Here is a 20,975-nt window from a genome sequence, read left to right as displayed (position 1 = left end):
CCGACCGGCGCCGCGGCGCACCGCGCCGGCGTCGAGCGCCGGTGCGAGGTGCACGCACGAGGCGTCAGCGCGGGGCGTCACACACGGGGGCCGGCGTGGCGCCAGCCGCCGGGACCCCGGGTGACGCTCCCCTCGAGGTTCAGCAGCCCGAGAATCGCTTCGACCTCCTCGGGCACCATTCCGGCCCGCCGCGCCACGTCGTCCGTCTCGCGCCATGCCCGAGCGCTGAGCGCGTCGCGGACCCGGGTGGTGTCGTCGGTGCGCCCGCGTACGTCGAGCACTCCGCCGACCGTCGCAGGACCATCGAGGCCGATCATCTCGCGGACGTCGGCGGCGCTCGTGATGCAGTGGGCGCCGTACTCGCGCAGCAGCCGGTGCGTGCCCGCCGACGCCGCCGAGGTGATCGGTCCGGGAACCGCCCCCAACGGGCGTGACAGGGCCGCCGCATGGCCCGCCGTGTTCAGCGAGCCGCTGCGCCACCCGGCCTCGACGACCACCGTGGCGTCGGCGAGAGCCGCGATGAGCCGATTGCGCTGAAGGAACCGCCACTTCGTCGGCGCCGAGCCGCAGGGGACTTCGCTCACTACGACACCGGACCCTGCGATGCGATCGATCAGACCCGCGTTCCCCGCGGGGTAGGCACGGTCGACGCCGCCCGCGAGCAAGGCGACCGTCATCCCGCCGACGCTCAGCGTCGCCCGGTGTGCGGCACCGTCTATGCCGTACGCGCCGCCCGAGACGACCGCGATCCCACTGCCGGCCAGGTCGGCGGCGAGCTCGATCGCGACATGCTCACCGTACGATGTCGCCGCCCGGGCGCCCACGACGGCGACGGAGGGACGCAGCCCGCTGAGCCGGCCCGCCGCGCCGCGCACCCACAGGCAGACCGGAGCGTGCACGCCGAGGTCGTCGACCTGATCCGGCCATTCGGGATCGCCTCGAGTGACCAGCTGCACCCCTGCCTTCGCCGCGCTGCGAAGCCCATCGTGGATGCGATCGAGGGAGAGCCGCGGCATCCAGCGCTTCCGAGCCGTCGCGAGCTCCGCCTCGGTGATGAGCGCGGTGGTGCGGTCGTCGACTGCGAGTCGCAGCGACTCCGACGGGCCGAGGCCCGCGATGAGCCGCCCGGCGACCGAGTCGCCCGGCTCGAGAAGGTGGCACCACACGACGGTCGCCCAACGGTCCACCACCGCCGCATCGTCGCCGGCGCCCGCGAACGGCCCGAGCAGTGCGCGAGCCGTCGCCGGCGTGAGATCGAGCGCGGTCACAGGGCGATCCCCTTCTTCAGGTACAGCGCACGGCCGATGTGCTCGGTGCCGAGCTGCGGGCTCGCGTCGAGGTCGGCCAACGACCACGCGATCCGCAAGACCCTGTCGTAGCCGCGCAGGGTGAGGGCACCGCGATGGAGCGCCGCGTCGAGCGGCCGACGCACCGCCGGCGGAGGTGCCAGCGGGCCATCGCGCAGCCAGGCTCCAGACACCTCCGCGTTGAGCCGCCATGGCGTGCCGGCCAGCCGGCGCCCTGTGCGGTCGCGGGCCTCGGCCACCCGCTGTCGCGCGGTCGCCGTGGTGAGCGCGCCCGTCGACTGCTCGCGCTGCGCCACCGACACCCGGGCGAGCGTCAGCTCGATGTCGATGCGGTCGAGCAGCGGGCCGGAGAGTCGCCCGAGGTAGCGGCGGATGGCTGCGGGCGGGCAGGTGCATGTTCCGCCGCGGATGCCGTAGTCGCCGCAGGGACACGGATTGGTCGCCATCACGAGCTGGAACCGGGCGGGGAACTCGGCAGTCGCGCTCGCGCGATGGATCGTGATGGACCCGTTCTCGAGGGGCTGCCGGAGCGCATCGAGTGCGCTGGCCTGGAACTCCCCCGCCTCGTCGAGGAACAGGATGCCCTCGGTCGCGCGGGCGATCGCCCCGGGCCTCACGGTGCGGGTTCCGCCGCCGACCAGCGCAGCGACGCTCGCGCTGTGGTGCGGCGCCTCGAACGGAGGCGTACGCGAGAGCTCCACGACACGCGCCCCGGACAGGCTCCGGATCGACGCGCTGGTGAGCGCCGCCCGGTCGTCGAGCTCCGGGAGGATCCCCGGCAGCCGCCGCGCGAGCATCGTCTTGCCCGCCCCTGGCGGCCCGCACATGAGCAGATGGTGTCCGCCCGCCGCCGCGACCACCAGCGCGTCGACCGCCTCCCGCTGGCCGATGACGTCGGCGAGGTCGGGCTGTTCGGTTTCGGACACCTCATCGTCGGGCAGTTCGACAGGCTCCTCGTCGGGCACGATCACGTCTGCGCCGTGCCACGACGCCACCTGCGCGAGGTTCACGGCGGCGATGACCTCGATCCCCTCGACCAGGCCCGCTTCGTCGCGGTTCGCCCACGGCACGATCACGGTGCGATGCCCGGCACGGGCGGCGGCCAGGACCGCCGGCAGGACGCCGGGGATGGGGCGCAGGCGGCCGTCGAGCCCGAGCTCTCCCAGGTGCACCGTCGAGGCGACGGACGCGGCATCCATCGGCACCTCCGTCGCCAAGGCGGCCACCGCGATCGCGAGATCGAACCCCGACCCCTGCTTTGGCAGGCTCGCCGGCGAGAGGTTCACGGTCAGCCGCCGGCGCGGCAGCGGGATGCCGCTGTTGGCGCACGCGTTGTGCACGCGCTGCACCGCTTCGGCCAGCGCCTTGTCGGGGAGTCCGATGATCTTGAACTCCGGTGTCTGCTTCGACAGATCCGCCTCGACCTCGACCCGCTCGCCCGCGGCGCCGACGAGCGCGACCGCCCACGTGCGCGCGACGCTCACGGCACCTCGACGTCGACGAGGTGCTCCAAGCGCGCCGTGCGCGGATCGGCGCCCGTCAGGCCGATCGCGTCGATGCGCAGCCGACGGCCCTGCACGCTGTCGCGATGGGCCGCCGTCCAGGCGACCGCCAGCCGCCACAGCCGCGCCCGCTTGCGGGCATCGATCGCCTCGAACGGGTGCCCGAACCCCTCGCCGCGGCGGGTCTTGACCTCGACCACGACGATGTCGCCGCCGCGGGCGACGACGAGATCGATCTCGCCTTCGCGGCACCGCCAGTTGCGTGCGAGGACGGCGTAGCCATGCTCTTCGAAGTAGCGGGCGGCGCGGTCCTCGCCCGCCCGGCCCAGGACGTCCTTCTCTGCCATGAAGGGATCGTCGCGCGCGAGGCGATCCGCCTCACGCCGGCGCGGAGCATCCGTTCACTGCTGCCAGCCGATCATGGCTGGGGAGGAACCGGCGCAGCCGATCAGGTGTCGAGCGACAGCTCTTCCGGGAGATGGAAGTCGCGGCGCTGGAGCTCTTCGACGTTGACGTCTTTGAACGTCAGCACGCGGACTGCCTTGACGAAGCGGTCGGCGCGGTAGATGTCCCACACCCAGACGTCGGCCATCGAGATCTCGAAGTAGAAATCGTGCTCGGTGTCTCGGCGCACGACATTGACCTCGTTGGCGAGATAGAAGCGCCGCTCGGTCTCGATCACATACTGGAACTGCGAGACGACGTCGCGGTACTCGCGGTAAAGGGCGAGTTCCAGCTCACGGTCGTAGTCCTCGAAGACTTCGTCATCCATGGTGAGTCCATCCTATGGGCGAGAGCGGATGCCGCGCCCCGCGTCCGCCGGTGGCGGACGCCCGGTCAGAAGAGAGTCGGGGCGTCTGCGATCGACCAGGACGCCCGATGGTGCGCGCTGATCCCGTGCTCGCGGATCGCCTCGCGGTGATCGGGGCTCGCGTAGCCCTTGTTGCGTGCCCAGTTGTAGGCGGGCAGCTGATCGTGCAGCTGCGTCATGAGCGCGTCGCGGGCGACCTTGGCGATGACGGATGCCGCGGCCGCCGACGCGCAGTCGCGGTCGGCCTTGATGACCGGTGTCACCCGCAGGCCGTTCGCGCCTGCCGCTGTGATGTAGTCGTAGTTGCCGTCGAGGAGGACGATGGCGTCCTCGGGGACGACGCCGTGCGCGCGCAGATCTGCCAGGGCGCGGATCGACGCGAGGCCGAGGGCGCGCATGATGCCGATCTCGTCGATCTCGGCGGAGCTCGCCCAGCCGACGGCGCTCGCCGACACCCAGGAAGCGGCGCGAGCGGCCACCTCGGCTCGCCGCGGCTCGGGAACGAGCTTGGAGTCGCGCAGCCCCTGCGGGATGCGCTTGCGCGACCGGGGTGCGTCGATCACGGCCGCGCCGACCGCGACGGGCCCGGCGAGAGCGCCGCGGCCGACCTCGTCGCAGGCGATGACGAGCGCGTGTTCACGCAGGAGCCGCCGCTCGAGCGTAAGGCGCGGCTGGGCCACCGTCATGGCGCGGGCTCCTCCTCGGAGGGCGCGGGGACACCGGCGAAGTCGTCGTGGTGGAAGTCGAGCGTCCCGAAGCGGTCGAGCGGCCAGGTCACCAGGAACGCGCGCCCCACGACGTTGTCGATGGGGACGAACCCGTCGCCCGGCTGGTCCTGGTTGTAGCGCGAGTCCTTCGACTGGTACCGGTTGTCGCCGAGCACCCACAGGCTGTCGGCCGGCACGGTGATGTCGAAGGTGTCGCCGGACGCCGCCGACTCCCCCGTCGGCACGGCGATGTAGTCGGTCTCGTCGATGGGCACGCCGTTGACGGTGATCTGGCCGAGGGCATTGCAGCACACGACGTGGTCGCCCGGCATCCCGATGATGCGCTTGACGAGGTGGTCGTCGCTGTCGGGCGCCGAGAGCCCGACGAGGGCCAGCACCCAGTCGAGCGCCTCGACGACGGGCGGGCGGGCGGGGTCGGTGCTCGGCGGGAGCCAGCCGCCCGGGTCCTGGAACACGACGACGTCGCCGCGTGCGTAGCCGCCGAAACGGGGCGTGATCTCGTCGACCAGGATGCGGTCGTCGATGTGCAGAGTCTCCTTCATCGATCCCGAGGGGATGTAGAACGAGCGCACCAGGAACGTCTTGACGAGGAACGAGACCAGCACCGCGATCAGGATGATCACGACGACATCGCGCATGAACGTCAGCCAGCCGCGCCGGCGAGGGTGGATAGCGGCGTCGCCTCCCGACCCGGAAGAGGGGGCCGGTTCGGCCTCAGCCGTCTTCTCGGTGGTCATGCACGTTCCTTCACCCGGCACGCCGTGGATCGGAGGGCCTCCATAAAGGTTCCCACATTCCGCGGCGCACGACATGCCGGGGTCGACGCTTCGGGGGACGTTTCCAGGCAAGCAGGACGCCCCGGAAGACGACGAAGCCCCGGACCGCAGGTCCGGGGCTTCGTGACGGAGAACTCAGTTCTCGCGCTTCTCCTTGATCTTGGCCTTCTTGCCACGGAGGTTGCGCAGGTAGTAGAGCTTCGCGCGGCGGACGTCACCGCGGGTGACGACCTCGATGTGGTCGATCACCGGGCTGTGGACGGGGAACGTGCGCTCGACGCCGACCTGGAAGCTGATCTTGCGGACCGTGAAGGTCTCGCGGACACCATCGCCCGAGCGGCCGATGACGACGCCCTGGAAGACCTGGATACGCGAGCGGTTGCCCTCGGTGATGTTGACGTGCACCTTGACGGTGTCACCGGGAGCGAAGGCGGGGATGTCGGAGCGGAGCGAGGCCGCGTCGACGGCGTCGAGGATCTGCATGATCGTTTCTCTCTGCGGCCGCCACAGGTCGACCGCGGGAAGTGTTGGAAAGGATGTCGTGTGCCCGAGGCCACCGACTGAGAGCCGAACGGCGGATTCCCCTGAGGCAGAACCTGGTCAGGGCACAAACAGCCATTCTGCCATGAATGCGACGCCCCACCAAAACGGATCAGGGCACCGGGGGCCGCTGCTTCTCGGCGACGACGATGATGTCCTGCACGGATGCCTCGGCGCGCTCCTCCGCGGGCGGGATGTACGCCATGCCCTCCGAGGTGCGCAGGATCATCCGCGACGGCTTCGCCTCGCTCCACAGCTGCCACAGCGCGAGCCAGAACAGCGCCACTCCGACGAGGACCGTGAGGATCATCAGCGGCGTCCACCACGCCTGGTTGTAGAAGCCGAGCGAGATGATCATCAGGTGCCACACCGTGAGGCCGAGCACGTCCCACCACGACACGGCCCGGTGGGCGCGCACCGTGCCCCGCGCGCGCACGAGCAGAGAGATGAGCAGCTGCCAGAGGAAGACGCCGGGAATCGCGAAGATCATCCACAGGAAGGCCCACCCGCCGGCGCCCGCGATGAGCCAGCCGACGAACAGCCACAGCGGCAGGACGAAGGCGGCGGGGATGAGCCAGCCGAAGAAACCGCGTCGCAGCCACATGCTCTGAATGGTACGCCGCTCGAGCGCGGCGCGGCACGGGGTCGCCGAGGTGCGGAGCATCCTCCCAGCCCCGTGCGTCCAGGTCAGACAGAATGGATGCAGACGAAAGGGAACACGGATGATCGAGCTGCGCACACCCGCCGAGATCGAGGCGATGAGGCCGGCAGGGCGATTCGTCGCCGAGACGCTGGCGACGCTGCGCGACGAGACGAAGGTCGGCACGAACCTGCTCTCGATCGATCGCCGCGCGCACGACATGATCCGGCGCGCCGGGGCCGAGTCCTGCTACATCGACTACCACCCGTCGTTCGGCGCGAGCCCGTTCGGCAAAGTGATCTGCACCTCCGTGAACGACGCCGTCCTGCACGGCCTCCCCTTCGACTACGTGCTGCGCGACGGCGACCTGGTGTCGCTCGACTTCGCGGTGTCGGTCGACGGCTGGGTGGCCGACTCGGCGGTGTCGTTCGTGGTCGGCACGCCCCGTGACGAAGACCTCGCGCTGATCGACACGACGGAGCGGGCATTGGATGCCGCGATCCGGGCCGCGACGGTCGACCACCGCATCGGCGACATCTCCGCCGCGATCGCGGCCGTCGCCCACGCCGACGGCTACTCGATCAACACCGACTTCGGTGGCCACGGCGTCGGACGCATCATGCACGGCGACCCCCACGTGCCCAACGACGGCAAGCCCGGCCGTGGCTACCCGCTGCGCGCGGGTCTCGTCGTGGCGCTCGAGCCCTGGTTCCTCCAGACGACCGACCGACTGGTGACCGACCCCGACGGGTGGACGCTCCGCTCGGTCGACGGCTCACGCGGCGCGCACTCCGAGCACACCATCGCGATCACCGAGGACGGCCCGATCGTGCTCACCGACCGGTCCTGGCTCGGCGTGGCCTGATCGCGCGGGAATCACCCTCCGGAGGGCACGAGCACGGCCGCCGATCGTGCCGGCAGGCGCACGACCCCGCCGGTCGCGACTGTCCTGCCGTCCGTCGCGAGCGCGATCTCAGCCGACGCGTCGATCGGAAAGACGACGTCCGCCGACGCGAAGTTCACGACGATCTCCGACGACGCGCGCCGCAGCCGGAACCACCGCCGCTCCTCGTCGGCGTCCGCGCTCAGCGACCGGAAGTCGGGGTCGGTGAAGTCGGCGACCCTCCGGCGCAGCGCGAGGAGATCGCGGTAAAGCGCCAGCAGGCCGGCGTGGGGCGCAGCATCCCGCTCCTCCCATCGCAGGACGGACCGCTCGAACGTCGCCGGATCCTGGGGGTCGGGCACGACGGACTCGTCCCAGCCCATCCGGGCGAACTCGGCCTTGCGGCCACGCGCAGTGGCCTCGCCCAGCTCCTGCTCGGGGTGCGACGTGAAGAACTGCCACGGCGTGGACGCTGCCCACTCCTCCCCCATGAAGAGCATCGGCGTGAACGGCGCGAGCACCGTGAGCACCGCGGCGATCGCGAGGCCGCCCGCATCGAGGGACTGCGAGAGGCGGTCCCCGGCGGCGCGGTTGCCGATCTGATCGTGGTCCTGTGCGAACGCCACGAGCCGCCAGGTCGGAAGGCGCGGGTCGATGGGGCTCCCGTGTCGACGGCCGCGGAACGACGAGAAGGTTCCGTCGTGGAAGAACCCCTGCGTCGAGGCTTTGACGAGCGCCGACAACGGGGCGAAATCCGCGTAGTACCCGTCCGTCTCCCCCGTGAGCGCGACGTGGAGCGCATGATGGTAGTCGTCGCTCCACTGCGCGGTGAGCCCGAAGCCGCCGGCCTCCCGGGCGCTGACGAGGCGGGCGTCGTTCAGATCGCTCTCTGCGATGAGCGTCAGCGGCCGGCCCACGTGCGCGCTCAGCGCGTCGACCGATTCGGCCAGTTCCTGCAGGATGTGCGTCGCTGACCGGTCGTGGAGCGCGTGGACGGCGTCGAGCCGCAGACCGTCCACGTGGAGATCGCGCAGCCACATGAGGGCGTTGTCGACGATGTAGCGCCGCACCTCGGTCTCGTCGAGGTCGACCGACGAGCCCCACGCGGTGGCCTCGGCGTCACGCAGGTACGGCCCGAACTCGGGCAGGTAGTTGCCACTCGGTCCGAGGTGGTTGTAGACCACGTCCTGGATCACGCCGAGCCCTGCGCGATGGCACGCGTCGACGAAGCGCTGGTACGCGGCGGGTCCGCCGTACGGCTCGTGCACCGCGTACCAGAGCACCCCGTCGTACCCCCAGTTGTGCACGCCGTTGAACGCGTTGACGGGAAGAAGCTCCACGAAGTCCACCCCGAGGTCGACGAGGTGATCGAGGCGCCGGGCCGCGGCATCCAGAGTCCCCTCCTTCGTGAAGGTGCCCACGTGGAGCTCGTAGACGACCCCGCCGGCCAGCTGGCGTCCCGTCCAGTCGCTGTCCTGCCACGCATGGCGGGAGGGATCGAAGGCCGCACTCAGGTCATGGACGCCGCGCGGCTGCCACCGCGAGCGTGGATCGGGCCGGGCCGAATCGGAGTCGCCCAGCACGAAGCCGTACTCCTCGCCGTGGTCGAGCGACAGCGGCGCGTGCCACCACCCGTCGTCGCCGCGTCGCATCCTCACGTCGGCTCCTCGCGCGGGCACGCGGAGTGCGACGTGCTCCGCGCGCGGCGCCCACACCGAAGGGGTCATGGCGTGTCCGCCGTCAGGAGCGCGACCGGATACACGGCGAGGAGCTCCGCCAGCGGGATCTCCCCGCCCTGGTAGGTGCGGCCGGTGAAGACGTCGGTCGTGGGGCCGGCGTGGCGCAGCAGCGCGGTGTCGTCCCAGGGGGATCCGGATGCAGCGCCCCGGCGCGCGAGCGCGACGGGGAGGCGCGTCGCGACCGAGAGGGCGCCGCCGCGATCGGCTGCGACGACGTGGTCCGCGGCGGGTCCGACGACGGTCGCAGGCGTGTACCGCGTGAACAGGTCGGGTCGATCCCTGCGCAGGCGCAGAGTGCGAGAGGTCACGAGGAGCTTCACCGCGCCGGACCGGTCCACGAGGGGCTGGAGGCCGGCGTCGAGGTCGGCGAGGAGGCGGCGGCGCTGGGCGAAGTCGACCGGCCGCCGGTTGTCGGGGTCGACGAGGCTCTGCTCCCACAGCTCGCTCCCCTGGTACACGTCGGGCACGCCCGGGCCGGAGAGCTGGAGCAGCTTCGCCGAGAGTGCGTTCGACCAGCCGGCGGCCTCGATCTCGGCGACGAAGGACTCCACGCGCGCCCCGACGCGGGCGTCGTCGAAGACCGCATCGACGAGGGCGCGCACGCGCGACTCGAATGCGGCATCAGGGGCGAGCCACGACGTCGCCTCCCCCGCCTCACGTGCAGCCTTCTCCGCGTACGCGCGCAGTCGCTCGCGCGACGCGGGCCACGCGCCGACGACGGCCTGCCAGAGCAGGGCGTCGAGGGGGCCGTGTCCCGTGGACGCGGCATCCCGCAGCTCTTCGAGCACCTCCGCCCAGCGCTCGGGGATCTCCGCGAGCACCGCCAGCCGCGCGCGCACATCCTCGCCGCGCTTCGTGTCATGGGTCGACAGCGTCGTCATGCTGTTCGGCCACGAGGCCTGGCGGCGCGCCTGCGCAGCATGGAAGTCGTCGACCGACAGCGCGAACTGCGACGGGTCGGCGCCGACCTCCGTCAGCGTGCCCAGACGGGTCGAGCGGTAGAACGCGGTGTCCTCGACACCCTTCGCCATCACCATGCCGCTCGTCTGCGAGAACCGCTGGGCGGCGGGATGCCGCGGATCGGCGAGCAGCGGCAGGAGACCGTCGAGGACGCCGGCGAGTTCGGGACGTGCGGCCCGAGCGGCCCGGTGCGCGTGGTCGAGGTGCTCGCGCCCGGCCGGCAGGTACGAGCGGTACACGGGGAACCACGCGAGCAGCTCGGCGAGGGCGTCCTCCGTCGGCGGATCGTCGTGGCGTCCGAGGTCGCGAGCGAGGCGCCGGACCTCGGAGTGCAGGATGCCGTCGGCCACCGCACGCTTGGTCCCGGCGATGAGCTCTGGCCAGGGCTCTGCGGCGGGCAGGCCCGTCGCGCTGCGCAGCGCCGCGTCGAGGGCGTCGAGGCGCGCCTCGCCCGAGGGGTCGACGAGCACCCGGTCGATCTCGGCGAGCGCGTCATACCCCGTCGTCCCGTCCGCGGCGAAGAACTGCGGCAGTGCTTCGCCGCGCTCGAGGATCTTCTCGGCGACGACGTAGGCGCCCGCAGTGACGCGATCCAGCCGATCGAGGTAGCCGACCGGGTCGCGCAGACCGTCGGGATGATCCACCCGCAGCCCGTCGACGAGCCCGTCGGAGAACCATCGCGCGACCTCGACGTGCGTGCGGTCGAACACGTCGGCGTCCTCCACGCGGACGGCGGCGAGGCTCGAGACGGCGAAGAAGCGCCGGTAGTTCAGGTCGTCCGCCTCTCGTCGCCAGTCCATCAGCTCGTAGTGCTGGCGCGCGAGGATCGTGGCGACGTCGTCACCGTCGGACCAGGATCCGGGAGCGAGCGGGAAGCGGTGCTCGTGGTAGCGCAGTTCTCCGTCTTCGACCCGCAGAGCGCCGGAGGCAGCGGCATCCGTCGTCGTCTCCCCCAGCACCGGAAGCCGCACCTTCCCGTCACCGAAGTCCCAATCGATGTCGAACGTGCTCGCCCACGCGGACTCCCGGCCGTGCGCGAGCACATCCCACCACCACGCGTTCTCCGCCGGGCGGGCGACGCCGACGTGGTTCGGCACGATGTCGACGAGAACGCCCAGGCCCGCCGCGTGGAAGGTGCCGCTCGCCCGAGTGAGAGCGTCCGCACCGCCGCGCGCGGAGTCCACCGTCGTCGGGTCGACGACGTCGTAGCCGTGGTCAGACCCCTCCGACGAGGTCAGGATGGGCGAGAGGTAGACCCAGCCGACCCCGAGCTGGACGAGGTAGTCCGCCAGCGCCGCCGCGTCGTCGAGGGTGAACGACGGTGTGATCTGCAGTCGATAGGTCGAGACCGGCACCTTCGAGGGCACGCTCGGCTCACCCGCCCAGCTCAGCTCGCGGCGCCGCGTGGGGCACCTCATCCGGTCCGCCGACCGATGTGACGGCGAGGGATGCTGCGACGGTGTGGCCGACCGCAGGCTCGGGTACCTCGTGCTCGCGCAGCACCATCAGCGACCGGCCCTGCACCGGCAGTCCGGCGCCCGGCTCGAGGGGCTCGGTGTCGGCGTGCTCGCCGGCCGTGTCGACCACGACGTCCCACTTGGGACTGAACTCCACGTCGGGCACCACGAAGTCCACGACGTCGTCACCCGCGTTGAAGAGCACCATGAAGTGACGGTCCGAGATCGGCTCGCCCCGGCGATCGCGCTCGCGGATGCCGTCGCCGTTGAGGAACACCCCGACGGCGCGACCGAAGCCGGAGTCCCAGTCCTCGGGCTGCATCTGCGTGCCGTCCGGCCGCAGCCAGGCGATGTCGGGGATCGGCGCGCCCTCTTCGCGGCGCACCGGTCGCCCGTTGAAGAACCGGCGCCGGCGGAACGTCGGGTGCTCGCGTCTCAGCCGCGCGAGAGCCGCCGTGAACTCGACGAGCGGCTGGTCGGCGGTGGACCAGTCGACCCACGTGATCTCGTTGTCCTGCGCGTAGCCGTTGTTGTTGCCGCGCTGGGTGCGGCCGAGCTCGTCGCCGTGCAGCAGCATGGGGACCCCCTGCGACAGCATCAGCGTCGCGATGAAGTTGCGCTGCTGGCGGGCGCGGAGCGTGAGCACCGCGGGATCGTCCGTCGGTCCCTCCACTCCCCCGTTCCACGAGCGGTTGTCGTCGGCCCCGTCGCGGTTGTCCTCTCCATTGGCCTCGTTGTGCTTGTCGTTGTACGAGACCAGGTCGCGAAGGGTGAAACCGTCGTGGGCGGTGACGAAGTTGATGGATGCCACGGGCCGGCGGCCGGAGTGCTCGTAGAGGTCGGCCGAACCGGTGAGCCGCGAGGCGAACTCGCCGAGCGTCGCCGGCTCACCGCGCCAGAAGTCGCGCACCGTGTCGCGGTACTTCCCGTTCCACTCCGTCCACTGCGGCGGGAAGTTCCCGACCTGGTAGCCGCCCGGCCCGACATCCCACGGCTCGGCGATGAGCTTCACCTGCGACACCACCGGATCCTGCTGCACGAGCTCGAAGAACGTCGCCAGCCGGTCGACCTCGTAGAACTCGCGCGCGAGCGTCGAGGCGAGATCGAACCGGAAGCCGTCGACGTGCATCTCGAGCACCCAGTACCGCAGCGAGTCCATGATGAGCTGCAGGGTGTGCGGGTTGCCGACGTTCAGACTGTTCCCGGTGCCGGTGTAGTCGGTGTAGTAGCGCTTGTCGTCGTCCTCGAGCCGGTAGTAGGCCTCGTTGTCGATGCCGCGCATGGAGAGGGTCGGCCCCAGGTGGTTGCCTTCGGCGGTGTGGTTGTAGACGACGTCGAGGATCACCTCGATCCCCGCGGCGTGCAGGGCCTTCACCATCCCCTTGAACTCCTGCACCTGCTGACCGCGCTGGCCGCTGGAGGCGTAGGTGTTCTGCGGGGCGAAGAACGCGATGGTGTTGTAGCCCCAGTAGTTCGACAGGCCGTTCTCCTCGAGCACCGAGTCGTTGACGAACTGGTGGACGGGCATGAGTTCGATCGCCGTCACGCCCAGCTTCTGCAGGTGCTCGATGATCGCAGGGTGCGCGATGGCGCTGTACGTGCCGCGGATCTCCTCTGGCACGGCGGGATGCAGCTCGGTGAGTCCGCGCACGTGCGCTTCGTACACGAACGACTCCGAGTACGGCGTCTTCGGCTGGCGGTCGCCGCTCCAGTCGAAGTACGGGTTCACGACCACGCCCATCATCTGGTGCGACGCCGAGTCCTCGTCGTTGCGCGAGTCGGGGTCGTCGAAGTCGTACCCGAACACCGGCTGCCCCCACATCACCTGTCCTTCGACGGCTTTGGCGTACGGGTCGAGCAGGAGCTTGTGGGGATTGAACCGCTTGCCCGAGGAGGGGTCGTGCGGGCCGTGCACGCGATAGCCGTAGCGCTGCCCGGGCTGGACCGCCGGAAGGTATCCGTGGTGGACGAACGCGTCGACGTCGCGCAGCTCGACGCGGGTCTCGGCGCCGGCGTCGTCGAACAGGCAGAGTTCGACGCGCTCGGCACCCTCGCTGAACAGCGCGAAGTTGGTGCCATTGCCGTCGAACGTCGCTCCGAGCGGGTAAGCGGAGCCTGGCCAGGTGTGCATTGGACCTCCATGTCGGCGGGTCTTCACGATATCGACCACGACCTCCGGAAGTCCGCCCTGGCGTGGAAGGGCGCAGTGAGGTAAGCCGTCGCGGTTCTCACATCCGATGCGGCGGCGGTGTGAGGGAAACGTTCGCCGGAGGTAACCGGCGCCCGCCGAACGGCGAAACACCGCGCTCCTAACGTGGCGGGCACCGACAGCCGTCCCGTCGAGCAGGAGACGCCATGACCGAGGAAGCCCCCCGCACCGCACCGGAAGACGCACGCCCCACCGTCAAGAGCCGGAAACACGGCGCTGACTCGCCTGCAACATCGCACGCGTACCGTGACGGGATGAGCTCCACCGGGTCGGCTGTCACGCACGTCGTCGTGGTGGGCGCCGGCATGGTGGCGCACCGGTTCGTCGAGAGCCTGCTCAGCCGCGCCGATGCGTCGTGGCGCATCACGCTGCTCGGCGAAGAGGGACGGCATCCCTACGACCGCGTCGGTCTCACCGGCTTCTTCGGCGGCGCGACTCCCGACGACCTGACCCTCGATCGTGCCGTGCTCGACGACGAGCGCGTGCGCTTCGTCGGCGGGGACCCCGTGGCGCGCATCGACCGCACGGCACGGCGGGTGACCACGAGAAGCGGTCTCAGCGTCGCCTACGACAGGCTCGTCCTCGCAACCGGCTCGTACGCCGCGCGACTGGCCGTGGACGGCTTCGGGCTCGAGGGATGCTTCGTCTACCGCACTCTCGACGACGTCGAGCGCCTGCGCGCGTTCGTCGAGAAGCGCTCGGCGGAACTCGGCCGCCCCCTCACCGGGACGGTGATCGGCGGCGGTCTGCTCGGTCTGGAGGCGGCCGGAGCTCTGCAGGGTGTGGACGTGGCGTGCACGGTCGTGCAGTCCTCCGACAGGCTGATGTCGGCGCAGCTCGATCTGCCCGGCGGGGACGCCCTTCGCCGCATCATCGAGTCGCGCGGCATCCGCGTCCTGACCGGCACGAGCACCACGCGGCTCGACCCGGATCGCACCGGGCAGGTGACCGGCCTCGAGTTCCGCGACGGCAGCTACGAGCGCACCGACGTCGTCGTCTTCACCGTCGGTGTGCGTCCGCGCGACGAGCTCGCTCGGGGCGCCGACCTGGCCGTGCACCCGCGCGGCGGCGTGCTCATCGACGCCGGCTGCGAGACCTCCGATGCACGCATCCTTGCCATCGGCGAGGTCGCCAACTTCGACGGCGCGTGCGTGGGGCTGGTGGCCCCCGGCTATGCGATGGCGGAGGTCGCGGCCACCCGGCTGCTCGGGGGCGACGCATCCTTCCCGGGCTACGATCTGTCGACCAAGCTCAAGCTCTCCGGTGTGGACGTCGCCAGCTTCGGCGACGCGTTCGCCGAGACTCCCGGAGCGCTCGACGTCGTCTATGCCGACCCGGTCGCCGGCGTCTACAAGAAGCTGGTGCTCTCGGACGACGCCAAGACCCTCCTCGGCGGCATCCTCGTCGGCGACGCATCAGCGTACGGATCGCTGCGGCCGCTGGTGGGCGGCGCGCTCGGCGGCGACCCGGCGGCCTACCTCATGCCCGAGGGCGGCGTCGCCGCCCCGACCGGGGACCTCCCCGACGCAGCCCTCGTGTGCTCGTGCAACAGCGTCACCGCCGGCGCCATCCGCCACGCCGTGCACGAGGACGGGTGCACCGATGTCGCCGCGATCAAGGCGTGCACCAAGGCCGGGGCCGCGTGCGGCTCGTGCGTGACGATGGTCAAGAAGATCGTCGGCGCCGAGCTCGCGAAGTCCGGCGCGGCCCTGAGCAACGCCCTGTGCGAGCACTTCGACATGTCGCGCCGACAGCTCTTCGACGCGGTGCGCGTGTCGGGCCTGCGCACCTTCAGCGCCGTGATCGATCGTTTCGGCGCGGGCCGCGGCTGCGACATCTGCAAGCCGGCGCTCGCGAGCATCCTGTCAACCCTCGTCCGCGCGCACGTCCTCGAAGGCGAGAATGCGACCCTGCAGGACACCAACGACCACGTGATGGCCAACCTTCAGAAAGACGGCAGCTACTCGGTCGTCCCGCGCATCCCCGGCGGCGAGATCACACCGGAGGGTCTCGTCGTCATCGGCGAGGTGGCGCGCGACTTCGGCCTGTACACGAAGATCACGGGCGGTCAGCGCATCGACATGTTCGGCGCGCGGCTGGAGCAGCTGCCCGAGATCTGGAAGCGGCTCGTCGACGCCGGCTTCGAGTCGGGCCACGCGTACGGCAAGTCGCTGCGCACCGTGAAGTCGTGCGTGGGCTCGACCTGGTGCCGGTACGGCGTGCAGGACTCGGTCGGCATGGCGGTGCGCCTCGAACTGCGCTATCGCGGCCTGCGCTCGCCGCACAAGCTCAAGCTCGGCGTCTCGGGCTGCGCGCGCGAGTGCGCCGAGGCGCGGGGAAAGGACGTCGGCGTGATCGCGACCGAAGCCGGCTGGAACATGTACGTGGGCGGCAATGGAGGGTTCACGCCACGGCACGCTGTGCTGCTCGCCGAGGGCCTGAGCGACGCCGAGCTCCTCACGGCGATCGACCGGTTCCTGATGTACTACATCTTCACCGCCGATCGACTGCAGCGGACCGCTCCGTGGTTCGAGGAGCTCGAGGGCGGGATCGACGGGCTGCGCGCCGTCATCTTCGACGACAGCCTCGGCATCTGCGCCGACCTCGATGCGGCCATGGCGACCCATGTCGGCTCGTACGAGGACGAGTGGAAGGCCACGCTCGACGACCCGGAGAAGCTGCGGCGGTTCGCGTCGTTCGTCAATGCCCCGACGACCCCGGACCCGTCGCTCGCCTACACCCCCGAGCGCGGTCAGGGCCGGCCCGCCACCGAGGCCGAGCGCGAGAGCGGGGGCGTCCTCATCGCCGGAACGATCCTGGAGGTGCGCCGATGACGCTCGTCGACCCGCAGCCCACCGCAACCGCGGCCCCCGAGGGGTGGGTGCGCGTGTGCGCGGTCGCCGATCTGGAGGTCGAGCGCGGGCGCGCCGCCCTCCTCGGCGGTACGCAGATCGCGCTCTTCCTGCTGCACAGCGGGCGGGTGCACGCCGTGTCGAACTTCGACCCGTACAGCCGCGCGAACGTGATCTCGCGCGGCATCGTCGGAAGCCGGCAGGATGCCCCGACCGTCGCCTCTCCGATGTACAAGCAGGTGTTCGACCTGCGCACCGGCGCGTGCCTCGACACGCAGGGAAAGGAACCCGCGTCGCTGCACGTCTGGCCCGCCGCCGTCAGCGACGGGGACGTGCTCGTGCGATGGGAGGCGCAGTCGTGACCGGCCGTGTGGACCTGGTGGGCGGCGGCCCCGGCCCGATCGACCTCATGACCGTCCGCGCCTGGCGCCTGCTCGTGCAGGCCGACGTCGTCGTGATGGATCGCCTGGGTCCGACCGAGATCAGGGCGCACCTGCGCCCGGACGCCGAGGTCATCGACGTCGGCAAGCTCCCGGGACACCACCCTGTGCCACAGCACGAGATCAACGAGATCCTCGTCGACCGCGCCCGCGCCGGCAAGCGCGTCGTTCGGCTCAAGGGAGGCGACCCGTTCGTCTTCGGCCGCGGCGGCGAGGAGGTGATCGCCTGCGTCGTCGCCGGTGTGCCGGTCGACGTGGTGCCGGGGGTGACGAGCGCGGTCGCCGTGCCCGAGGCCGCCGGCATCCCGGTCACGCACCGCGGAATCGCGTCGGCCGTGCACATCGTCAACGGCCAGTCCGAGATCACCGCCGCGACCCTCGCCGCCCTCGGCGACGACGATGTCACCACCGTGATCCTCATGGGCGTGGGCGCGCTGCCGCGTCTCGTCGCCGAGGCGCTGCGCGCCGGCGTCTCGCGCGAGCGCCCCGTCGCGATCGTCGAGCGCGGTCACCATCCCGATCAGCGCACCACCCACAGCACGCTGGGCGGGATCGTGCTCGACGCCGGCCGCATCGGCGTGCGCAACCCTGCCGTCATCGTCGTCGGCGAGGTCGCCCGCGCCGGCATGCTCGTGCCGCAGCTGGTCGCCGCGCACTCCGGAGCCGGCGGCTGATCCGTGTCGCTCCCCCGCCCCGCCCTCTCCGCCGCGCTCGACGGCTGCGCCATCGTGATCGCCGTCGATCGACGCTCGCTCGAGCTCGCAGCCGCGCTGGAGCGTCACGGCGCGACGGTCCGCCATGCTCCTGCGCTGACCATCGTGCCCCACATCGACGACGACGCGCTGATCGCGGCCACCCGCGAGCTCGTCGCGCACCCACCCGAGATCGTGGTCGCCAGCACGGGCGTCGGCTTCCGGGGCTGGATGGAGGCCGCCGACGAGGCGGGGATGCTCGACGAGCTCCATGCCGCCCTGGCCGGGGCGCAGATCGTCGCGCGCGGCCCCAAGGCGCGCGGTGCGATCCAGCAGGCGGGGCTCACGGCCGACTGGGTCGCCGAGTCCGAGACCTCCGCCGAGCTGGGCGAGTACCTGCTCGCCGAGGGCGTCACCGGCCGGCGCATCGCGGTGCAGCACCACGGCTCGGGCGCCGACGGGCTCGACGAACTCTTCGAGCAGGCAGGCGCGGACGTCGTGAGCCTCACTGTGTATCGGTGGGGTCCACCACCGGATGCCGCGGCCGTGAGCCGTTCAGTGGTGGCCACCGCCCAGGGCGAAGTCGATGCCGTGCTCTTCACGTCCGCTCCGGGAGCCGCCGAGTGGCTGGCCGCGGCCGCGCGCGAAGGCGTGCTCGACGACATCGCCGATCTCGCCGGCAGCGGGCGCGTGCTGATGGCGGCGGTCGGACCGATCACCGCCGCACCGCTGGTCGACGTCGGCATCACGCCCCTCATCGCCGAGCGGGGCCGGCTGGGCTCGCTCGTGCGGGCGGTCGTCACGCACTTCGGCGGCGGTCACGTGGCATCTCTCGCCACGACCGCCGGACGCCTCGAGCTGCGCAGCACGGGGGCCGTGCTGTCCGGCGTGCACGTGCCGCTGTCGCGGACGGGCACCGACATCCTCGCCTCTCTCTTCGACGCCGCCGGCGGCGTCGTGTCCCGTCAGCGCCTCCAGAACGCGCTTCCCCGCTCGGGCGCGAACACCCACGCCGTCGAGATGGCGGTCGCCCGGGTGCGCGAAGCCCTGGGCGTGCCCGATCTCATCAAGACCGTCGTCAAGCGCGGCTACCGGCTCAACGTCCTCGACCCGGCAGAGGCGTCGGCCTGAGCCCGGCACTCAGGCGAGGAGGTCGGGCCGGTTCGTCCGCGTGCGCTCGAGGCTCTGCTCACGTCGCCATGCGGCGATCGCGCCGTGGTTGCCGCTGAGCAGAACCGGCGGCACCTCGTGGCCGCGCCAGACGGCGGGCTTGGTGTAGCTCGGGTACTCGAGCAGGCCCTCCTCGTGCGACTCCTCGACGAGGCTGTCGGGATTGCCGACGACTCCCGGGATCAGCCGAGAGACCGCCTCCACCACGGCCATCGCCGCGACCTCACCGCCGTTGAGCACGTAGTCGCCCAGGCTCACCAGGCGCACCCGCCCCCGCTCGGCGTAGTGATCGACGACGCGCTGGTCGATCCCCTCGTACCGGCCGCATGCGAACACCAGGTGCGTCTCCTCGGCGAGCTCGCGGGCCATCGCCTGCGAGAACTGCTCACCGGCCGGAGACGGCACGAGCAGTACGGCGTCGTCGGACAGCAGCGTGTCGAGGGCCTCGCCCCACGGCTCGGGCTTCATGACCATGCCGGCGCCGCCGCCGTAGGGAGTGTCGTCGACCGTACGGTGGCGGTCGTGGGTCCACGCCCGCAGATCGTGGACATGCATGTCGAGGATGCCGCGATCCCGGGCCTTGCCGATCAGCGAGACGTCGAGCACGTCGAAGAACGCCGGGAAGATCGTGACGATGTCGACGCGCATGGTGTCGAGTCTAGGCATCCGCTCATGTTTCCGACGTGTGACCGGACCCTAACCGCGTCCCTCCGGGCGCGGTGACGGAACCTTGACGGAGAAGTAACCGCAGCGGTCGCAGGACGGAAACACCCCCTTCATACGGTGAAGGCACACTTCACCTGAGGAGGCGTCATGACCACGACCGTCACCCCGTCGACGACGGAGGTCTCAGCTTCACCCCCGGCCCTCGCGCCGGTCTCGCTCACCCACCGCCCGGGCCGCTGGATCGACGGCTGGAACCCCGAGCACCCGGGCTTCTGGCAGTCGACCGGCCGGGCGATCTCCCGTCGCAACCTCGGCTGGTCGATCTTCGCCGAATTCCTCGGCTTCATCATCTGGCAGCTGTGGTCGATCGTCGTCGTGATGCTGCCCGCGGCCGGGTTCGACCTGTCGAGCTCGCAGCTGTTCTGGCTCATCTCGCTCCCGAGCCTCGTGGGAGCGACGCTCCGCTTCCCCTACACGTTCATGGTCGGCATCTTCGGCGGCCGCAACTGGACCATCGTCTCGGCCGCCCTCCTCCTGATCCCCGCCGTGCTGCTGGGCTTCGTCGTGACGCAGCCCGACACCCCGTTCGGCGTCCTGTTGCTCGTCGCTGCGCTCGGCGGCGTGGGCGGCGGCAACTTCGCCAGCTCGATGGCGAACATCACCTACTTCTTCCCGCAGAAGGAGAAGGGCTGGGCGCTCGGCCTGAACGCCGCGGGCGGCAACCTCGGCACCGCGGTCGCCCAGTTCGCCGTGCCGATCGCGGTCACCATCGGCGCCGGCGCCACGCTCAACATCGCGCTCGCCGGATGGATGTGGATCCCGCTGATCCTCGTCGCGATCTGGGGCGCGTGGCGCTACATGGACAACCTGTCGTCGGCGAAGGCGGACTTCGCCGGCTCCGCCGCGGCGCTGCGCGAACCGCACCTGTGGCTCATGGCGCTGCTCTACATCGGCACGTTCGGCTCGTTCATCGGCTTCGCCAGCGTCTTCCCCAAGCTCATCGCCGATCAGTTCCCCGCGTTCTCGACGTTGCAGGTCGGGCAGACCGCGGTGTCGCTGGCGTTCCTCGGCGCCCTGGTCGGATCACTGGCCCGGCCGTACGGCGGCCGGCTCGCCGACCGCTTCGGGGGTGCTCGCGTCACCGTCGGCGCGTTCGCGGTGATGGCGCTGGGTGCGCTCTCGCTCATCTGGACGCTCCCGCTGCAGAGCTTCTGGGTCTTCCTCGCCTGCTTCCTGCTGCTCTTCGCCGCCACCGGCATGGGCAACGGCTCGACGTACCGCATGATCCCGAACATCTTCGCGGCACGGGGCCTGGCCACCGGAGCGGTTCCCGGCACGCCCGGCGGCGAGCAGGTGCAGCGCAAGGCGGCCGCCGCCCTCGGGCTGATCTCGGCGATCGGCGCCTACGGCGGCTTCCTGGTGCCGCAGGTGCTCAACGCGTCGCAGCTCACCACCGGCGGGTACACGGCGGCCTTCTACGGCTTCGTCGCCGCCTACGTCGCGCTCATGGTCGTGACCGTGCTCGTGTACGTCATCCCCCGTCGAGCGCTCGCCGGTCAGCGCATCTGACGGATCCCCCGGACAGGCGGGCCGCACCTTCGGG

18 protein-coding genes are annotated in these 20,975 nt (G+C 71.0%); 6 read left to right on the top strand and 12 right to left on the bottom strand.

What is annotated here, in order from left to right:
* Positions 1–77 precede the first annotated feature (77 nt).
* From dprA to H9622_RS12870, 8 genes are all read right to left on the bottom strand, one after another.
* The gene (gene dprA, locus H9622_RS12905; RefSeq protein ID WP_191766818.1) at positions 78–1,268 is read right to left on the bottom strand and encodes a DNA-processing protein DprA; all 1,191 of its coding nucleotides are present in this window, start codon (positions 1,266–1,268) and stop codon (positions 78–80) included.
* Positions 1,265–2,791, bottom strand: a complete 1,527-nt coding sequence (locus H9622_RS12900) for a YifB family Mg chelatase-like AAA ATPase (RefSeq protein ID WP_191766817.1) — start codon at positions 2,789–2,791, stop codon at positions 1,265–1,267. Before H9622_RS12900 ends, dprA begins: the two co-directional genes overlap by 4 nt.
* The gene (locus tag H9622_RS12895; RefSeq protein ID WP_191766816.1) at positions 2,788–3,156 is read right to left on the bottom strand and encodes a YraN family protein; all 369 of its coding nucleotides are present in this window, start codon (positions 3,154–3,156) and stop codon (positions 2,788–2,790) included. Before H9622_RS12895 ends, H9622_RS12900 begins: the two co-directional genes overlap by 4 nt.
* Before the next feature lie 101 nt (positions 3,157–3,257).
* Positions 3,258–3,581 carry a DUF2469 family protein gene (locus tag H9622_RS12890; RefSeq protein WP_191766815.1) on the bottom strand — a complete coding sequence of 108 codons (324 nt, stop codon included), beginning with the start codon at positions 3,579–3,581 and terminating at the stop codon, positions 3,258–3,260.
* A 65-nt stretch (positions 3,582–3,646) separates the two neighbouring features.
* The gene (locus H9622_RS12885; RefSeq protein ID WP_191766814.1) at positions 3,647–4,306 is read right to left on the bottom strand and encodes a ribonuclease HII; all 660 of its coding nucleotides are present in this window, start codon (positions 4,304–4,306) and stop codon (positions 3,647–3,649) included.
* Entirely contained in the window at positions 4,303–5,085 is a 783-nt protein-coding gene (gene lepB / locus H9622_RS12880) for a signal peptidase I (RefSeq protein ID WP_191766813.1), read from the bottom strand. Before lepB ends, H9622_RS12885 begins: the two co-directional genes overlap by 4 nt.
* A gap of 174 nt (positions 5,086–5,259) precedes the next feature.
* Complete coding sequence (gene rplS, locus H9622_RS12875; RefSeq protein WP_109210763.1) at positions 5,260–5,607, bottom strand: 50S ribosomal protein L19; 348 nt, start codon at positions 5,605–5,607, stop codon at positions 5,260–5,262.
* Positions 5,608–5,776: 169 nt separating this feature from the next.
* Complete coding sequence (locus H9622_RS12870) at positions 5,777–6,268, bottom strand: MFS transporter permease (protein ID WP_191766812.1); 492 nt, start codon at positions 6,266–6,268, stop codon at positions 5,777–5,779.
* Between the two features lie 118 nt (positions 6,269–6,386).
* Between H9622_RS12870 and map the strand changes: the two genes are divergently transcribed.
* Positions 6,387–7,169 carry a type I methionyl aminopeptidase gene (gene map / locus H9622_RS12865; RefSeq protein WP_191766811.1) on the top strand — a complete coding sequence of 261 codons (783 nt, stop codon included), beginning with the start codon at positions 6,387–6,389 and terminating at the stop codon, positions 7,167–7,169.
* 11 nt (positions 7,170–7,180) lie between these two features.
* Here the strand turns inward: map and treZ are convergent, their stop codons facing one another.
* The 3 genes from treZ to glgX are packed head-to-tail and all read right to left on the bottom strand — an operon-like array spanning position 7,181 to position 13,474.
* Positions 7,181–8,914 (bottom strand): malto-oligosyltrehalose trehalohydrolase, encoded by a 1,734-nt coding sequence (gene treZ / locus H9622_RS12860; protein WP_191766810.1) that lies wholly within the window; start codon positions 8,912–8,914, stop codon positions 7,181–7,183.
* Entirely contained in the window at positions 8,911–11,304 is a 2,394-nt protein-coding gene (gene treY, locus H9622_RS12855; RefSeq protein WP_191766809.1) for a malto-oligosyltrehalose synthase, read from the bottom strand. Before treY ends, treZ begins: the two co-directional genes overlap by 4 nt.
* The gene (gene glgX, locus H9622_RS12850; RefSeq protein ID WP_191766808.1) at positions 11,261–13,474 is read right to left on the bottom strand and encodes a glycogen debranching protein GlgX; all 2,214 of its coding nucleotides are present in this window, start codon (positions 13,472–13,474) and stop codon (positions 11,261–11,263) included. Before glgX ends, treY begins: the two co-directional genes overlap by 44 nt.
* Positions 13,475–13,806: 332 nt before the next feature.
* On the opposite strand from glgX, the gene nirB reads away from it, so the two are divergent.
* From nirB to H9622_RS12830, 4 genes are read left to right on the top strand one after another with little or no spacing between them, the layout of a single operon-like run.
* Complete coding sequence (gene nirB / locus H9622_RS12845) at positions 13,807–16,386, top strand: nitrite reductase large subunit NirB (RefSeq protein WP_225222057.1); 2,580 nt, start codon at positions 13,807–13,809, stop codon at positions 16,384–16,386.
* On the top strand, positions 16,383–16,766 hold the full coding sequence (gene nirD, locus H9622_RS12840; protein WP_191766806.1) for a nitrite reductase small subunit NirD: 384 nt from the start codon (positions 16,383–16,385) through the stop codon (positions 16,764–16,766). Before nirB ends, nirD begins: the two co-directional genes overlap by 4 nt.
* Entirely contained in the window at positions 16,763–17,518 is a 756-nt protein-coding gene (gene cobA / locus H9622_RS12835; protein ID WP_318247114.1) for a uroporphyrinogen-III C-methyltransferase, read from the top strand. Before nirD ends, cobA begins: the two co-directional genes overlap by 4 nt.
* A gap of 3 nt (positions 17,519–17,521) precedes the next feature.
* Complete coding sequence (locus tag H9622_RS12830; RefSeq protein WP_191766804.1) at positions 17,522–18,667, top strand: uroporphyrinogen-III synthase; 1,146 nt, start codon at positions 17,522–17,524, stop codon at positions 18,665–18,667.
* Between the two features lie 9 nt (positions 18,668–18,676).
* Here H9622_RS12830 and trmD read toward each other — a convergent pair whose 3' ends face one another.
* A complete protein-coding gene (trmD, locus tag H9622_RS12825; RefSeq protein ID WP_191766803.1) occupies positions 18,677–19,354 on the bottom strand; it encodes a tRNA (guanosine(37)-N1)-methyltransferase TrmD in 678 nt (225 codons plus the stop codon).
* A gap of 165 nt (positions 19,355–19,519) precedes the next feature.
* Here trmD and H9622_RS12820 point away from each other — a divergent pair, with 165 nt between their 5' ends.
* Positions 19,520–20,941 (top strand): MFS transporter, encoded by a 1,422-nt coding sequence (locus H9622_RS12820; RefSeq protein WP_191766802.1) that lies wholly within the window; start codon positions 19,520–19,522, stop codon positions 20,939–20,941.
* Positions 20,942–20,975: the final 34 nt, after the last annotated feature.

This window comes from Microbacterium gallinarum (assembly GCF_014837165.1).
GTDB classification, from domain to species: domain Bacteria; phylum Actinomycetota; class Actinomycetes; order Actinomycetales; family Microbacteriaceae; genus Microbacterium; species Microbacterium gallinarum.
This window is presented reverse-complemented; position numbering and strand designations above follow the sequence as displayed.

Coding starts and splice junctions, on each gene's coding strand:
- H9622_RS12890 (WP_191766815.1), bottom strand. CDS start 3,581: ATGGATGACGAAGTCTTCGAGGACTACGACCGTGAGCTGGAACTCGCC.
- treZ (WP_191766810.1), bottom strand. CDS start 8,914: ATGACCCCTTCGGTGTGGGCGCCGCGCGCGGAGCACGTCGCACTCCGC.
- glgX (WP_191766808.1), bottom strand. CDS start 13,474: ATGCACACCTGGCCAGGCTCCGCTTACCCGCTCGGAGCGACGTTCGAC.
- nirD (WP_191766806.1), top strand. CDS start 16,383: ATGACGCTCGTCGACCCGCAGCCCACCGCAACCGCGGCCCCCGAGGGG.
- lepB (WP_191766813.1), bottom strand. CDS start 5,085: ATGACCACCGAGAAGACGGCTGAGGCCGAACCGGCCCCCTCTTCCGGG.
- H9622_RS12820 (WP_191766802.1), top strand. CDS start 19,520: ATGACCACGACCGTCACCCCGTCGACGACGGAGGTCTCAGCTTCACCC.
- H9622_RS12895 (WP_191766816.1), bottom strand. CDS start 3,156: ATGGCAGAGAAGGACGTCCTGGGCCGGGCGGGCGAGGACCGCGCCGCC.
- trmD (WP_191766803.1), bottom strand. CDS start 19,354: ATGCGCGTCGACATCGTCACGATCTTCCCGGCGTTCTTCGACGTGCTC.
- rplS (WP_109210763.1), bottom strand. CDS start 5,607: ATGCAGATCCTCGACGCCGTCGACGCGGCCTCGCTCCGCTCCGACATC.
- H9622_RS12870 (WP_191766812.1), bottom strand. CDS start 6,268: ATGTGGCTGCGACGCGGTTTCTTCGGCTGGCTCATCCCCGCCGCCTTC.
- H9622_RS12885 (WP_191766814.1), bottom strand. CDS start 4,306: ATGACGGTGGCCCAGCCGCGCCTTACGCTCGAGCGGCGGCTCCTGCGT.
- treY (WP_191766809.1), bottom strand. CDS start 11,304: ATGAGGTGCCCCACGCGGCGCCGCGAGCTGAGCTGGGCGGGTGAGCCG.
- nirB (WP_225222057.1), top strand. CDS start 13,807: ATGAGCTCCACCGGGTCGGCTGTCACGCACGTCGTCGTGGTGGGCGCC.
- map (WP_191766811.1), top strand. CDS start 6,387: ATGATCGAGCTGCGCACACCCGCCGAGATCGAGGCGATGAGGCCGGCA.